The sequence below is a fragment of the Gimesia aquarii genome (assembly GCF_007748195.1).
In the GTDB taxonomy this organism is placed as follows: Bacteria; Planctomycetota; Planctomycetia; order Planctomycetales; family Planctomycetaceae; genus Gimesia; species Gimesia aquarii.
This window is the reverse complement of the sequence record NZ_CP037920.1, coordinates 5,863,610-5,880,453: the sequence shown is the minus strand read 5'-3', so window position 1 is coordinate 5,880,453 and position 16,844 is coordinate 5,863,610. Positions and strand designations below refer to the sequence as shown.

Below are 16,844 nucleotides of genomic sequence, written 5' to 3'. Positions count from 1 at the left end.
TTCACTCATTTTACTCGCATGTGGCAGGTGGAAAAGCCTTATTTTAGCGTATCTTGGAGAGATCATTGAGAAGATCGTGTTTTCAACGTTTAAAGCAAATGATATCTGAATCGAAAATACAGGTTGTACACAAAGTTTTTTTGAATTCATCAGTCCCAGGCCAGTGGGTTTTTCCAAACTGCTTTTAGCTCTTCTAAGCCTACATCAATGACCGTTTTTCCTGATTTCCCTTTGACAGTGAACTGACTGCTACTGACAACTTCACCAATTTCAACCAGAGGTAAATCATTAAAGCAAGGTTGTAGTGCTTCAATTTTGTCTGACTCAACTTCAATCAGAAACCGCGTATTACTTTCTGAGAAAAGTAAGCTGGCAGTCGAAAGCTCCAGTGCTTCAGGAAGTCGAGCGACATCCAGCTTCATTCCATACCCACCTGCAAACGACATTTCAGCCGCTGCGACTGCCAGGCCTCCTTCACTTAAATCATGGCAACTTCTTATTAGTTGCTTTTGCATCGCTGCATGTAGCGCCTTGAATACTTCTGGGGCTTGTTCTTTGTCGACCTGCGGAACGTCACCCCCTTCCAAATGATTCACGAGAGCAAAGTGACTCCCTCCCAGTTCGTCCTGAGTTGAACCAACGAGGAAAATACGATTGCCTGGGGCTTTGAGATCCATCGTGACTGCTTTGCTTACATTGTCAATTTGTCCGATGGCACTAATCAAGAGCGAAGGAGGAATCGCAACCGTTTCTTTCTCACCTTGTTCGTTTTCATATGAAAACTCGTTATATAGGCTGTCTTTTCCGCTGATAAAGGGGGAGCCATATGCGATAGAGAATTCCTGACAGGCAAGGGCAGCAGCTACCAGGCTTCCCAGAGTTTCTGGACGGTCTGTGTTTCCCCAGCAGAAATTATCGAGAATCGCAATCTTTTCTGGATCTGCTCCGACAGCCACACAATTTCTTATCGCTTCATCAATCGCTGATGCCGCCATCCAGTGTGTGTTTAAATCTCCATAACGTGGATTCATCCCACAAGAAATTACCAGACCACGCACAGAAGAGAGATCGGGACGGACAACGGCTGCATCTGAGGGGCCATCATTCTGGATCCCCACCAATGGTTTAATCACACTACCAGCCTGGACTTCCTGGTCGTACTGGCGAATGATCCATTCTTTGCTGCAGACATTCAGCGAACCTAAAATCGATTTTAGATCTTTGGTGTAGTTCTCTTTTTCGGAAGGAGTTAACGGAATAAATGCAGGTGTTTTATAGACTGCATCACGAATTACAGGGGGACGTCCATCATGTAAAAAGGACATTTCCAGATCACCAACGACTTGATCCTGGTATTTCAGCACCAGTCGATGTGTATCTGTGAATTTTCCGATGATTGATGCTTCAACCCCTTCGCTCGAACAGACTTGTTCAAACTCTTCCCAGTTTTCAGGAGGGACAGCCAGTACCATTCGTTCTTGTGCCTCAGAGATCCAAATTTCCGTATAAGAAAGTCCGGCATACTTCAACGGGCACTGATCCAACCAGACTTCCGCTCCCGTATCTTCCCCCATTTCGCCGACAGCACTGCTAAAACCGCCTGCGCCGCAGTCAGTAATCGCGGAAAATAATGATTTATCTCGTGCTTCCAGGATGACGTCCATTGTCATTTTTTCCGTGATCGCATTCCCAATTTGTACGGCGCCTCCGGAGAGTGTTTCACTCTCTGAAGTCAATTCGGCGGAGGAAAAAGTGGCTCCATGAATGCCATCTCGGCCAGTGCGTCCTCCTACAGCAACGATATAATGCCCTGGTTGTACTTTCTGCTTAGCTGATTTTCCCACCGGTAACATTGCAACGTTACCACAGTAAACGAGCGGATTCCCGAGATAGCGTTCATCAAAGTAAACGGCACCGTTGACTGTGGGAATTCCCATCCGGTTTCCATAATCACGTACACCTGAAACCACCCCTGTAGCGACCGCTTTGGGATGCAAGACGCCAGCAGGAAGATCTTCATAAGAAATTTCAGGTGGAGCGAAACAGAAAACATCGGTGTTACAAACTGGTTTTCCTCCCAATCCTGTTCCCAGTGGATCGCGAATTACTCCACCTAACCCGGTATTGGCACCACCGTAGGGTTCCAGGGCTGAAGGGTGATTATGCGTCTCGACTTTAAAGCAGACATCTTGTTTGTCGTCGAATGTTATCACACCGGCATTGTCGGCAAAGACACTCACACACCAATCTTGATCACCCAAGGATTTTCGGATTTGAGTTGTGGCATCAAAGATGGTCTCTTTAAGCATATTTTCGAAATGAATGTCTCGGTCACCATCGCGAAAATGGATGCGGCCAGCCAACGTTTTATGCGAACAGTGTTCACTCCAAGTTTGAGCGAGACTTTCCAACTCAATGTCAGTGGGATCTTTTCCCTGATCGACATAGTAGTTTTTAATGGTTTGCATCTCAGTCAAATTTAAGTAAAGCTGTCCTTCACGACTGAGTGTTTCCAGTTGGTTGTCATTCATCGAACGTATCGGGACCGTGACCAGTTCGAAGGTATACTCGCTACCCAGTTTGATACTATCCATTTTCAGAGGGCCACGAACGACATATTCGATGGCATCATTCGAAAGTACCTTTGCAGCCATCCGATCAATTTCTTCAGATGCTGCATCCGAATTGATCCAGTATTTGCGACATGTTGCCACGTTTTCAACAGAGAGACCCAGGTCATGAATCGCTTGCCGTGCACTGTTGGCGACATTGTCTGTGACTCCTGGTTTGAAGAGTACACTTAGTAATTGATCGGGATCTGATAAGTCAGTGGAATTGCTCGATAGAACTCGAATTTCAAATGTTTCCACAATTGGATCTGACAGCAGAGACTGGGCAATTTTTTCCAGCCCGTTTTGGTCTAATTCACCTTCCAGAAGATAAGAGTGTGCCGTCTGAATCGAACGAATTGAATTTGTACCAAGGACTTGGCACTCTTTAAGGATTCGAGCTCCCTCACGGTCTTTCTGGTTTTTGGCAGGTTTGATTTCGACTTCGCAAAGCATGTTCATTCCAATTATGGTTTGATCGAGTCAGAAAAACAGGCGGCTCTTTTTAGGCCCGTTTTTTCTGATCCGTTGAATTGAATTGTATTTGAGAGAATTGAGTAGATATTTCCATTACTGAGATGAATTTAATGCATCATGGTTCCTTTTACCAACTTCCAGAAGTATGCGAAGCTCATTTTCATCATTGTTATCGATGGCGTTTCTTAATGATTGCAATGATTGAGTGTATTTGTCGATGCTTGACACGACGGACTCTCTATTGTTTAAGAGTATGTCAACCCAGAGTGAAGGATCGCCGGCGGCGATTCTGGTCGTGTCACGAAAACCGGTCGAAGTAAATTTCCGATTTTCATCTGCAAGTGTGCTTGCCAGTGCAGAAGAAACCACGTGAGGCAAATGGCTGGTTTCGGCCAGGATTTGATCATGTTTTTGTGGAGAAGTCTTGAGTACACTCATCCCAAGCGCTTCCCAGAATTGTATAACCTTGTTAACGGCCTCTTGGGGTAGTGAATCGACGGGGGTTACGACACAGGAGCGGTTCTGGAACAGTTCAGGATCTGAGAATTCAAAACCCGTCTTTTCAGAACCTGCTAAAGGGTGGGAAGCAACAAACGTCACTCCTTCGGGAAGAGTTCCGTAGAGTTCCTCACAGATATGTTGTTTCGTGCTTCCGACGTCAGTGATAATCGTTCCGGGCCGGCTATTTCGTGCGACTGTTCGAATAAAATGAGCAATATGATTTACGGGCGTACAAACAATCACTAAATCTGATTGTGCTGAGGTTTCGGCTATGTTGGTCGTGCCACGATCTAAGAGTCCAGAGTGTTGAGCAGCGCGCATCCGAGAGGGATTTCGCCCTGCTCCCAAGATAGTCTCTGCTAATTTTCTCTTGCGTGCAGCTGCGGCAATGGAACCTCCGAGTAGACCAACACCGACAATACCGATCGTTTTAAAGAGGGATGAATTTTGGGTGATTGGTTCAGTCATGCCTCGTATTGTAGAAGCCCTGAATTGGGATTTCCAGCAGCTTGATAGCAGTATCAATGGCCTGATCGAAAAGTCTTACTATGCTGTAAGTGGTTTAATCGAAATCTCTTGTGTTGCTTATTAATTATTATTTGCAATCCGATAGAGATAGCCATTGGTTCGCAGGTAAATACTACCTTCACTGATGGCAGGTGAGGCATTGAACAGGTTTTCATCGGTCTCGATTTCGTTGCGAGCCAGTTCCTGATATTCAGGTGCTGCTTTCAAAACAACAACTCCGTTATCACGGGTAGTGATGTAAAGTTTCTCATCAGCCAGGACAATGGATGCGTAGAGTCGTCCTTTAGTGGGAAGGCGATTTTTGTAAACAACTTCTCCATTTTCGGCATTCAAACAAAAGGCAATACCACGGTCACTGGCCCAGTAGAGATGGCCACTGTAATAAACAGGTGAAGTTACATTAGCACCGACATTTACTTCCCAGAGCTTGTGTGTTTTTGTGACATCACCACGCCCGCCGGGGCGAACAGCAATGCTGCGATTACTACGGCCTCCCAGGCAGTAGAGAATTCCCTCATTTTGAATCACAACTGGTACGACATAGTCTTGGATTCCTTCACAAGTCCACAGCTTTTCACCGGTATCAGGATCAAATCCTAGAATCTGATATTTCTGATTGACAACCAATTCCTGTTTTCCATTTGGCAAATCCACAATCGTGGGAGTGGTCCAGGCCTTCACAATATTTTCTGCTTTCCAGACAACATCACCCGTTTTTTTATGTAAAGCATAAACTGTGTCACTTTCTATGCTGGCATTCACAATGACAAAGTCTTTGTAGAGAATCGGTGAAGAGGCAGAGCCAAAGCCAGCTGTCCCATCACCGACATCGGCTCTCCATTTGAGTTTGCCTTTTAAGTCGTAAGCAACAACGCCCGATGTTCCAAAAAATGCATAGACTCCGGTTTCATCGCAGGCAGGTGTACCACTGGCGTAGCCATGGTCGACAATTCGTTTTGTGATTTTCTGAACCTGATTCAAGGGAGGAACCGATTCATCCCACATGATTTCGCCGTTCTCACGGTTAACAGCAATCACGTGTAATCGCAATTCATTCGGGTTACTTTCATCGTCAACTTTCAAGCCATACCCTGAGTAAGCGGTGAGGAAGACTTGATTGCCAAATAACACGGGGCTGGAAGATCCATGGCCGGGAAGCTTTGTTTTCCAAGTGATATTTTTGTCAGCACTCCACTCAGTGGGTAGGCCAGTTGAAGTAGAAATGCCATTTCCGGATGGCCCACGAAACTGTGACCAGTCTGCGGCTTGAGACTCAGAAATACTTCCGATTGAAGAGATGAATAACAGAATCACTAAAGAGCAAACGCGGTTCATGTTCAAATTCCATTGAAAAGTCGAAGGAAGGAGATTTCATGCTAAGTAATGAAACAACGATCTCGCAGGCTGGTTTCGTTATTTCATCAAATTAGAGGGAATTACTCTCTCAGGCAAGTCTTTTTCGAGTTTTGGTGGAATTTATGTTTAGTGAACAGAGCTTTTGGAGATTAATTTAACAAATTTAAATCAGTTTTTTGATAGGATTTCCATCGCTGAGTGCCAGTGGACGACCAATGGGTGAGATTAACTCTTTGGTGTAGTCGATATTCAATTTTTGGAGAATAGTGGCGTACAAATCCTGAATTTGAACTGGTTCTGCTGGTTTCTTTTCTTTGCCTGTAGGGTCCGTTTCTCCAATGATCACATTGCCTTTGATTCCTCCACCTCCCACGATACAGGAAAACCCGGTGGGCCAATGGTCTCGACCGTCCAGCGGATTGATTTTGGGAGTTCTGCCGAACTCGCCAATACACAAGACAATAGTAGAATCCAAAAGGTCTCTGGATTTGAGATCTTTTAACAAGCTTGAAAATCCAGGGTCAAGCATCGCGGCCTGAGTTTGGTGTCCCGTGTAATTATTCGCGTGGCTGTCCCAGCCACGAAGGTTGACCTCAATAGAATGGACTCCTTGTTCAACGAGCCTGCGTGCCACCAAACAACCTCGTCCAAAGGGAGAATCTCCGTAGGCTTTACGAACAGACTCTGGCTCTTTGTCAATTTCTAATGCATTAAGCTGTTCAGAACTCATCATTGTCAAAGCACGATCGATAGTTGATTGGTGCAATGTTTTTTGCGTTTGGATCGTTCTTCCCTTTTGGAATGCCTGTGAGACAATATTTAAGTTTTTCAGCCGTCGATTTTGTCTTGGCGGTTCAACACGGGCGCGCATGTTACCAATGTTTTTTCCAGGATCACGAACACGGAATGCATCCAGATGTCCTCCGAGATAGCCGCCGCGTGCTGGGAATTCGGTGTTACCTAAAGAAATATGTTGAGGTATTTCAAGATCTGGGTTAGGGGCTTGATGTGTGATAATCGCACCTAGTGCAGGGTAGACTGTTGTTGGTTCAGGGCGGTAACCCGTTTTGAAGTATTTCGTTCCGCGCTCGTGATCGCCTTCTTTTGAGACCATGGAGCGAATGACTGACATGGATTCGAGCTGTTCGGCGAGCAGCGGATACATATCGGAAATTTGCAGTCCAGGCATTGTCGTTTTAATTGCTTTTCCTGGACCACCAATTTTTGTACCGGGATGAGGATCCCAGGTTTCCAACTGGCTAGGGCCGCCTCCCATCCAGAGGATGATGACCGATTTCCGCCGTTCTGGGCCGCGTTTTTCAGCTGCTTTGAAATCGAAGCCGGGTAGTGCAAATGAGAGCGTGCTACCAACAGCAATTTTACATAAGTCGCGGCGATTCATTTTGCCTGATAGAGAGATGGGATCAAACATGGCTCAATGGTTCCAGGAAAATTCAGGTGAATTATATAAAGACCAAAAGAGGTCTTCCGTCACTTTAATACGGTCGTTTTGATTCTGAGTGGCCTGATACTGTTTTAAAAAGTAGTCTTTTTCAGAAGGGGTGGGGGTACGGGTCAGGCAGACTAAAAAACAGGTTTCGATTCGTTTTTCGTCTGAAAAATCTAATCCCGCTATGCGTCCTACGGAGTTCAGTGGGGAAGCAGTGCCGTTATCTTGGGCAAATTCACCATTCATTCTAAGTAATGCTTGAGGAATCGTTCCAGGGAAATCATTTAATTCATCACTGCCCAAGTCACCATATTCATTAATAAAGTTGATTTCAGAGAAGAACCGGCGACCTCGCATAAATAAATTGGAGTTCTGATCGATTGTCTTTAACGATGATGCCTGAAGCATTGAACCGATAATTTGTTCGGGACGTAATCGGACTAGTGGAAACAGAGCCCAGGAATCATTCAATCGTTCTACCTCTTCTTCAGATACACGACTTTCTGATTGCGAAGACAGCCGAAATGGTTTTGAAGCAACAATGATTTGAATCATCCGTTTGATATCATAACCGTTTTCACGAAAATCCTTCCCCAGAATATCGAGTACATCAGGAGGAAATTCCGAAAGGTCTGTCGGAGCTGGAAGGTCATCAACGGGGTTAATATATGGCACTCCAAATAAGAGTCCCCAAATACGATTCGCTGAAGCGCGTTCAAACCTTCGGTTTTGAGGGTGTGTTACCCAGGCCGCCAGTTTTTCACGAAGCGTTCCCTCTTGAGGCAGACATTCATTAAGAAATGGAACTTGAGGAGAAACAACACGTTTTTCCAATGTTTCTCGATCTTCTACTTCATATTTTAAATCTTCGTTCTGTCTGACTCCAAATAGTTGAACTTCGACTTGCCCATAAAAGGCGGTGAGTCCTTCAAAGTCGGATTGTTTCCAGTGGTCAAAGGGATGGTCATGGCATTGCGCACAATCGATACGCTGTCCCAGAAAGGCGCGTACTGTGTTTCCCGTTAACTTGTTACGATCAAGATTTCCGTCAGCAGAGGCGGCAGTAATATAGTTTGTCTCGGGATCACCGGTCCAAAGACCCTCTCCTGAAATCAGAGTTTTTGCCAGTTCATCATACGGTGTATTCGCTTCAATCTGTTCGCTCAACCAGGCTTTGAAACGATCACGGCGGAATATGATAAACTGACCTTGGTCTACACCTACAAAAGCACGGGCCAGTCGTTCAGAAAAGTAATCGGCGAATCGTCGGTCTGCTAATAGTTTTTGAGTCCAGCGTTCTAATCGATCGTTTCCCTCCATTTGTTCAAACTCGCGGATTTCTTCCAACGAGGGAACAGTTCCATGCAAGGCAAGAGAAAGTCTTCTTATTTGGTTAAGGTCATCTGTGGTTTCTGATACAGTGATGTTGCTTTCTGACCATTGCTCTTCAAAAAACTGGTCAACTTGTTTCACAGTATTTTGGAAGGGGTTTCCCTCTATGGTCACGGGAGCTTTGGGAGAGTTCTTGATAGGGCTACTGGACGCCCACGTCACCAGAGTAATAACCAGAGCTACAACACAGAGCGGCAGGCAAACAGCTTTCCACTTGAGAATGTTCTGCTTCATGAAATGATCTCTGAATAAATGTGAATGACAAGGCAGCGGTTGAGAGACTCAATCACGCTTTCATGTAATCATACCAGATCGGTAATTCGAAAGTTTCAGCCAATTATTGAAACTTAGGACTTTTTTCTGAGTACCATTAAGAGAGCTGCGGAGAATATTGCCGCGTTAATTCTCGATACAGTGATAAATATCTGTTATATGTTGGACTTACCTATATACAGGTGATACTTTGAAAAACCATGCCGATTCTGGGAAAACCTTAAATTTAAAATCAGCGTCCCGAATTTCTAAGAAACAGACGGAGCATCTTGTGAACGAAAATTCCGCGCAAGATAACGATTATGAGGATTCACAAACGGGCAAGTTGGTAACTGCGTTTGAAGTAGAGGATTTTATTTCAGAAGACGTTGAAGTTGAGACTGCGTCGATTGAGGTTGACCAGTTTTATCCTGACGAAGTTGTAGGAAATATTCCCCCTTTTCCCCATCTATTTCGACATCCGATTAAAGCTGCCTTCTGGATGATGCGAATGACGTTTGGCATTGTTTGTCTGGTTATTTTTCTAGCGCTGATTGCGGCTGTTCCCTTAGTCAATTTTATCGCTTTGGGGTATCTGTTGGATGTTGAAGGACGCGTTGCGCGAACCGGCAAGATTCGCCTGGCGTTTCCTCTATTAGACATCGCCCCTCGTATGGGAACGATTGTCATTGGTGTGACACTATGGTTAATACCATTGTTATTACTGGCAGGAGCCGCTGCAGATGCCAGATTGATTGAACTGGGTGGGCCTTCTGACCAGACATTACACGCTCTCACATTACTGGCATCCATTTTAATCGCGATTCATCTCTGTCTTGCATTAGCAAGAGGGGGGACTTTTTCCTGTTTTATTCGTCCTCTCAAAAATGCGATTTGGTTAATTAAACAGATTCGTGCTGGTGGTTACTTCGACAGGGCAGCGCTTAATGTCAGTTCATTTGTTGCCTCTCTCAAACTGGGGCAGAATTTTTCTTTGGGTTTACGAGGTTTCCTGGGAGCGTTCATATGGTTGGTCATTCCTTCGTTGATGTTAGCGGCTACCAGTTCTCCTGAGAGTAATAAAGGGATTTCCGTCTTGATCACCTTGTTAGGAGGAGCGAGTCTTGTGATTGTACTTGGCTGGTTGCCTTTGCTGCAGGCCCATTTTGCAGCAGAGAATCGGTTCTCTGCAATGTTTGAATTGCGAACGATCAGAAGCAAATTTAAACGTACGCCGATAGCATGGATGTTGGCGATCATTGTGGTTTTTGTTTTGTCTTTACCGTTGTATCTGTTTAAAGTGGCTGCATTACCCCGAGATGCTGTTTGGGGAATTACTTTGATTTTTGTGGCGACCATCTATCCCACAAAACTTCTCTTAGGCTGGGTGTATTATCGTGCTTCTTCCCGGACAAAAAATGCCTGGTTTGGCTGGCGTTGGTTGAGTCGCACCATCGTACTACCGCTTTTGGCAGTCTATGTATTTATTGTGTTCTTTACACAGTTTATTGGAGTTCATGGAAGTGGAGTTCTTCTTGAGCACCATTTATTTTTATTACCAGTTCCATTCTAAATTGGCCTTTAAGCCGCGTTATCAGCTCGTCTTGCGAAAATCCACTTTCTATTTGCAGGCTTCTTTCTTCTACCTATTTTAAGGCATGTAGGGTTATTTCTGATTGCAAGTCTATTTTTCAGAAAATCCTTTCGCCTTTTAGAAACCCAAAAGTTATCCTTTTGTTAGAGGAACAATAGGATAAAATATAAGTGTGTGTAGCACACAAATGAGAATTTATCGCAAGACTGGTCCAGTTTTCTCAAGGAAAACTGGTTTAAGGATATGTCAGGGAAAAGTTCTTTTCCCCGGCACACGTTCGCATCATTTCCTGGCTAAGCGTGTTGCCTTTAACGGAACAGAGACAATACGCCCCGCCATTTTTTTAAAAGGCAGGACGAGCGATGAATGAATACAAGGTTGATGACGTAAGGAATGTGGCATTGGTCGGCCACGGGGCTGTTGGCAAAACAACTGTAGCCGACCTTTTGCTTTATCAATCTGGCGCCTCTACACGATTAGGTTCTGTAGATGATGGTACCAGTCAGTTGGACACTGATGAGGAAGAGATCGACCATCGGATTTCCATCGCTTCGACGCTAATTCATTTCGACTATGGCGGTCACCATATTAATCTCATAGATACACCAGGTTACCCTGATTTTATAGGGCAAGTTTCTGGTGCACTGCGTGCTGTCGAGACGGCTATCATTTTACTGAACGCTGGCCATGGAGTCGAAATCAATGCTTTGCGAGTTTCTAAAATGTCACAGGAAGCTGGCATTGCCCGTATGATTGTCCTCAATAAATGTGATGCAGATAATATAGATTATGATTCTTTGTTATCTTCTATTCGAGAAACATTTGGCTCTCATTGCATACCAATTAACCTGCCGGTTGGATTGGGAGCCGATTTTAGTGCCGTATATGATCTTGTGAAAAACTCTAATGCGCCAGGAGACGGCGTGTTAGGAGATCCAGAGGAAACGCGTCAGGCTTTGATTGAAGCAATCGTAGAATCGAATGAAACGCTACTGGAACGATTTTTTGATGGTGATGAGCTCAATGCTCAAGAATTGTCCGAGAATATACCGAAAGCAATGGCTGCAGGAACTTTGATTCCCGTATTATTCATGAGCGCCAAAACCGGTGTTGGCGTTACTGAATTTATGGATGCAATGTCGAACTACACATTATGTCCACAAGATATTCAACGAATGGAGGAGACTAAAGATGGTCGTTCAGTGGTGCTCGATCCCTCTCCTGATCAACCGTTTGTCGCGCAGGTTGTTAAAACACGCATTGATCCTTTCATTTCAAGAATGAACTATTTAAGAGTCTTTTCCGGTAAGCTGAGTAAAGATTCCTCTGTCGTTAATGTTCGTACCGGGAAACCAGTCAGATTAAATCAATTTCTTGATGTGCAGGGAGGAAAACAGGAACCCGTTGAAGAAGTTTCCGTGGGAGATATCTTCGCTGTGGCTAAAGTCGATGATTTAAAACTGGGGGATACGATTACCGCAGATGCGAACGGTGATGGGTTATCATTGCCTGAGATCAAATTTCCTCATCCCGTTGTAGGTTTAGCAGTAGAGCCGAAGAGTCAGAATGATCAGCAGAAAATCTCGGGGGCACTGCACAAAATTGAAGAAGAAGACCAGACGTTTCATGTCGTCCATGATGAAGAAACACATGAAATGGTTATGCAGGGAATGAGTGAGTTGCACCTGAAAATCGTACAAGAACGCCTCTTACATCGCGACAAGGTAGAAGTGGTTACGCATCAGCCTAAAGTTCCCTATCGAGAGACGATTATGGGAACTGTCGAGGGTAGCTATCGACACAAAAAACAATCCGGAGGGGCAGGGCAATTTGCCGAGGTTCACCTCAAAGTTTCTCCGATGCCGCCCGATGTTAATCCGGAAGAATATTTTACAAAAGCGAATTTTGATCATCTCCGATCATACCATTATGATCCTGACCTCAATTTTGCTTTTGTTGACCGGATTTCAGGAGGTTCCATTCCGAATCAGTTCATTCCCGCTGTTGAAAAAGGAGTGCGGGAGCGGATGAAACAAGGCGTGATTGCAGGTTGTCAAGCACAAGATTTAATTTGTGAAGTCTTCTTCGGCAAGGACCATCCCGTAGACAGTAACGAAACAGCTTTCAAAATTGCAGGGAGTAAGTGCTTTGCCGAGTTATTTGAAAAAGCACGGCCTGCTTTGCTGGAACCAATTGTTCGAATCGAAATACTCATCCCTGAAGAAAATGTGGGAGATATCAGCAGCGATCTTTCCAGTCGACGAGGACGAATGGAAGGCATGCAGGTTTCTCCAGGTGGTTACGAAATTATTCAGGCGCGCGTCCCGCTAGCTGAGGTGATGACTTACGCCCGCACTCTTTCCAGTATGACCGGAGGACGAGGCACTTATGATATTGAATTAAGTCATTACGAAATGATTCCACCTAATGAACAGGGAAAAATCGTCGAACTGCTCAACAAACCCAAGGAGTAAGATGGCTTAAGTCCAACGCAGTTTTCTCCTCGCCACAGTGATTGCTTCACTGTGGCGGGGATCACAGCTCATTGCTTGCAAGAGTCTTGTGTTTACTCTTTTTTCTTTTTCTTTCGATTGCGAGCCAGTGGTTGATTCCATAATTTCAGTTGTTTTTTGATATCATCGAGAGACATTGGAACTGGTGACAGTTTAATTTCTGTTTCGATGTCATACTGCTCACTGGTGACTTTTTCGTCTAATCGATCAATTTCATCTTCCAGATTTCTCATCCAGTCAGGCACATCAATTCCTGAACCGATTGTAGATGCCAGGTAACGTTCGATTTCCTCTCTGAGAATCGAAAAAGCAGCAGAGTCTTCGTTTCCATTACGGGCATCTTTCATGGCACGGGGTACAAGTGCCATCATTCGGTTTACCGCCAATGGTTTAACAAATCTCTCATTCAGGTGATCTGAAATCAGTGGGAGATTAATTTTGTATTCCGATTCGGTTTGTTTCAGTTTTTTCAAATGTTTTTTTGCAATCTCTTCAGAGTTTGCTTCAAAGACGGCTTCCCAAATTAATGCTGATTCGTTGCGGTCTTCTTGGGCGAGAACTTTATGGGCGATCAACAATGGGACCATTTTCCAATCATCACGTTCATAAGCGGCTTCGATACGTAAAAAGTCTAACAAACAGTAGAACATTTCGCCGTAGTCTGATTGAGTGGTTGTGCTATTGTACTCTACGAATCGATCGAATTTATCAACAACGGAATCGAAGATGACCTTGAGATTAGACACTGCTTCATCCATGTCAATTTCACCCTCTTCAAGATCAGTGAGCAGAAGCATAGGCTTGGCAGGTTCATGGTACTCTGCCAAGTAATTCAGGTATTGTTCGATTCCGTTATGTAGAATGGCCCGCAGATTTCCCAGCGTGAGATATTGGGCGTGGAACAATTCCGATCCATACTGTTGGATGAACTGTTTCACTTCCATCCAGACAAATTCCTGATTCAACGCTTCGGCACTGGAAAGTCGCATTGTGCGACTATGTTTGAGCCATTGTTCTCGATATTTTTCGACGAGTTTTCCTGCAATATCAATCAATTTTTCATCGTCCAATTGCTCAGAATCCCAAGCATGTGCCGATCGAATAATTGCTGAGAGGGAACTTCTCAACGCCGTTCTAAAGAGGCGATCAAATTCACTCACTGCAATCCCTTCCGGACGTGAAGAACGCTCCATTCGGTATACGGTTTTTAATAATTGCCAGGTTTCACGTAGCATTCCCAAACTGGGTAACTGTGATAGTAGAAACCGTAAGATCATTTGCAATGACCGAACTTTCAGAACAACATTTGGTTTTCCGCCTTGATCCAGGGGAGTATATAGAAGTGGCGTCTCTGAAATGTGACTCAAAAATGTTGGAAATTCTTTTTGCACCAGGTCGATGTCTCGAGTGAGTACTCCGCGATAGATGGGAACCAGTATTTTCTCATTTTCCGTAAGTTCTGGTTCTGACTCGGACTTTGGAAGTGTAGAGAGCAGCATTAACCTTGCAGAACGACAATTGACCGTTGTTATGATAATGGCATGCATCAAATAAAATTTTGTCTGGAGCTGTAAATCATATTCAATATTTGAATCATGATCTCCACTCGGTTTAGGAATTTGATAATTCCAAATTGAGTTGAGTAAAACCACTAATTCCTGTTGCAAGTGTTCGGTATGTTGGATCCAGCCTTCGATGGACTGTTTGGTTGAAAGGTCAAACAACTGTGGCTGTTCTTTAAGTTGGGAGTTATCGGCTTGTTCTTTATGCAGGATGATCTCTGATTCACAGAAAAAGGCTGCTGAGATTTGCCAAAGTTGAGAAAGTGTATTCAAAAACTTGAGTCGTGGTTCCAGTTGCCGATTGATAGATTCGATTTCAGAGTTACTGGATGAGTATCCAGAGTCCATCATCTCACCTTGGACACCATCGTCGGCACTGTCTCGAAATGTGACATTTTCATATGCGGCATCGAACAGAGAATCTTCCTCGTCCTGATCTTCAAGATTATCTTCGAAAGGATCTTCAATTTCTTTTTCAGGAGCAGGTAAGACTGCGTCAAAACGAGGCACCGACCAATAATCGGCAGCATTGGCTTCCAGATAATCGAACATCTTGCGAATGGAATGACAGTTTCCTGCGATCGTATTCGGATCAAGGTTGGATGTGAGTTGACGCATCCATTGTAGTAGTACGGCATGAATCGAATAAGGTCCCGATTCAAGTCCGGTTTGATCAACTTGACTGAGCCATTGCATGATTAGCCCGATAGCAGCGACATGGTCTCGTTTTTGCAAGAGTGCATCGACCGTTAATGCATATGCTTTTGCAGATTCGAACCGGTCAACGTGCTGTCTCCAGAATGAGATATCTCCTACAGATTCTCCTCCGTTCTTCCACTCTGTCAGAATTTGCGAAACATGTGCCGCTGATTCAAATGAGTCCTGACCATTGACCTGAGGTAAATCTTCAACCGTAGTTGTGGCATAGCGATCCCATTTCTCTGCCAATTTTTGAAAACGATCAGAAATTTGAAGTTTGAGCTTATTGTTTCCTTGAGCAGCCGCTTCACTGAGAGTTGCTGAATAGGCAGAAAAAATTTCTTCCATCAGATCAAGGAGGACTTCGCTACGTTGATCAGGTATGCTGTCTTCACGAGAAATGAAAAGCGGAAATAAACCTTGAAACCCTAAGATATTCCAGGGGTCAATTAATGCTCCGCATTCGATACCCCTTGTTAAAAAATCCTCTATTTCGGGTATGAGATTCCAGGCTTCTTCTAGTTCATATCGTTCTAAATGAAGGTGAACCAAGGTCACTCTCCATTGGATTTCACACTCGAATCGAACTGAAGTGCACGGAATAACAGCGGCTTCACAACGAGCCGCTGTTGCGAAACCCATGCGTGCATAAATCCTTGAAAGCTGGCGATGCTGTACCTGTTGCGCTCCGTAACGTGCTAAATGTAAATTCAGATAATGACGTATGTGTCCAAACGGTTGTTGTGACTGTTTTGCTTCTTTCAGTAGCCTTTCTGCACGCTGTCCTGAAGCAGAAGCCAATAGTCGATTGTAATAGTCATCACGCTGCCGGGCGACTTTAGGAAGTAGTGACGTTAAGCTGGTTTCACTAGAATGAGTATCTGGCCCTGATCCACTAATCGAAGACGCCATCAGCATAGTACCACTCAAGACAGCGGCAGCATCCTGTAAGCGTTCTTGCAGAGGCAGCTCTTTGTTTTCGTCGATCCAGGCTAACAATGAGTCAAGAATTAATTTACGGATAATAAACCGACGATAGTAACCCTGGTTGTCTATGGTGTGGGGATCCCATTCCCCAAACATATAGTTGGTTCGTTTATTAACGGGATGCAGGTGATCGTGTGCACGTAAATCAATAGCGATTTCATCCATTTTATCCAGTCCAAAATGCGCCTGGTGCAACAGATCGTTCGGGGTGGATTGTAACGTCTTAAGGGTGAATTCGATTAATCGCTGATATCTTCCACAGGCAACACCGCTTTCACGAAAGTAGAGAGGAATAGGGCGAAATTTCTCATGCGGGTAAACCTGCATTTTTTGGTTATTCTCAAGAATTGCTACAGGTCGAAAACCGACAAAATCATTTAGTTTATCAATCGCCCCTTGAATGACATGTGCGTCTGATTCCCAGGGAGTTTCCTGTTCGAGGATCGCTTCAAACAGAACTGCCAAAAAATAAGGCTGTAAAAACTCTTGTTCTGTGACATGAAATAACAAATCGCGATGATGCTGCTTGTATTGAGGCAGGCATTCCTTGAAAGCGATTCGAAGCACATTTTCCGCCTGCTTGATTTCCTGGAAAGCCGGAGTTGTGCCTTTGAGTGCATTCAGTTCAGAGGACAAAAGCGAGTAGAGTATTTCTGCAGAAGGAAGCCTATCTAATTCGGAAAAGAGTTGATTCCAGTTAAAGCGAAACTTGGGATCAGGTTTTCCATTGGAAAAATTCAGATATCCCAAAATCTCCCGTGTGATCAGTTTATCAACGGTAGGTAATGAATTTTGTCCCGAGCTATGATTTCGCGATGTAGTCATATTAGCAAACGTGAATGTTTGAATCAGAAAATAATAAAATGAACAAAGACAACTACCAATCAGCAGTAAAACAGCCTGTTTCCTTCGTGAACAGTCCAA

At 44.4% G+C, this 16,844-nt stretch carries 8 protein-coding genes; 2 read left to right on the top strand and 6 right to left on the bottom strand.

The features are described from left to right. Positions 1-149: 149 nt before the first annotated feature. From purL to V144x_RS22390, 5 genes are all read right to left on the bottom strand, one after another. On the bottom strand, positions 150-3,065 hold the full coding sequence (gene purL, locus V144x_RS22410) for a phosphoribosylformylglycinamidine synthase subunit PurL (RefSeq protein ID WP_144988366.1): 2,916 nt from the start codon (positions 3,063-3,065) through the stop codon (positions 150-152). 114 nt (positions 3,066-3,179) lie between these two features. Beyond that, positions 3,180-4,055 (bottom strand): prephenate dehydrogenase, encoded by an 876-nt coding sequence (locus tag V144x_RS22405; protein WP_144988364.1) that lies wholly within the window; start codon positions 4,053-4,055, stop codon positions 3,180-3,182. Positions 4,056-4,175: 120 nt separating this feature from the next. Continuing rightward, positions 4,176-5,450 (bottom strand): outer membrane protein assembly factor BamB family protein, encoded by a 1,275-nt coding sequence (locus V144x_RS22400; RefSeq protein ID WP_144988362.1) that lies wholly within the window; start codon positions 5,448-5,450, stop codon positions 4,176-4,178. Positions 5,451-5,634: 184 nt separating this feature from the next. Further along, positions 5,635-6,903, bottom strand: coding sequence for a DUF1501 domain-containing protein (locus V144x_RS22395; protein WP_144988360.1), 1,269 nt, complete (start codon positions 6,901-6,903; stop codon positions 5,635-5,637). A gap of 3 nt (positions 6,904-6,906) precedes the next feature. Continuing rightward, positions 6,907-8,547: a DUF1549 domain-containing protein gene (locus V144x_RS22390; RefSeq protein ID WP_144988358.1), complete on the bottom strand. Its 1,641-nt coding sequence runs from the start codon at positions 8,545-8,547 to the stop codon at positions 6,907-6,909. A gap of 310 nt (positions 8,548-8,857) precedes the next feature. On the opposite strand from V144x_RS22390, the gene V144x_RS22385 reads away from it, so the two are divergent. Together V144x_RS22385 and V144x_RS22380 are read left to right on the top strand one after the other, a co-directional pair. Further along, entirely contained in the window at positions 8,858-10,138 is a 1,281-nt protein-coding gene (locus tag V144x_RS22385; RefSeq protein WP_144988356.1) for a DUF4013 domain-containing protein, read from the top strand. A gap of 383 nt (positions 10,139-10,521) precedes the next feature. Next, entirely contained in the window at positions 10,522-12,633 is a 2,112-nt protein-coding gene (locus tag V144x_RS22380) for an elongation factor G (RefSeq protein ID WP_144988354.1), read from the top strand. Positions 12,634-12,725: 92 nt separating this feature from the next. Here V144x_RS22380 and V144x_RS22375 read toward each other — a convergent pair whose 3' ends face one another. Then, a complete protein-coding gene (locus V144x_RS22375; RefSeq protein WP_144988352.1) occupies positions 12,726-16,745 on the bottom strand; it encodes a hypothetical protein in 4,020 nt (1,339 codons plus the stop codon). Between the last annotated feature and the right edge of the window lie 99 nt (positions 16,746-16,844).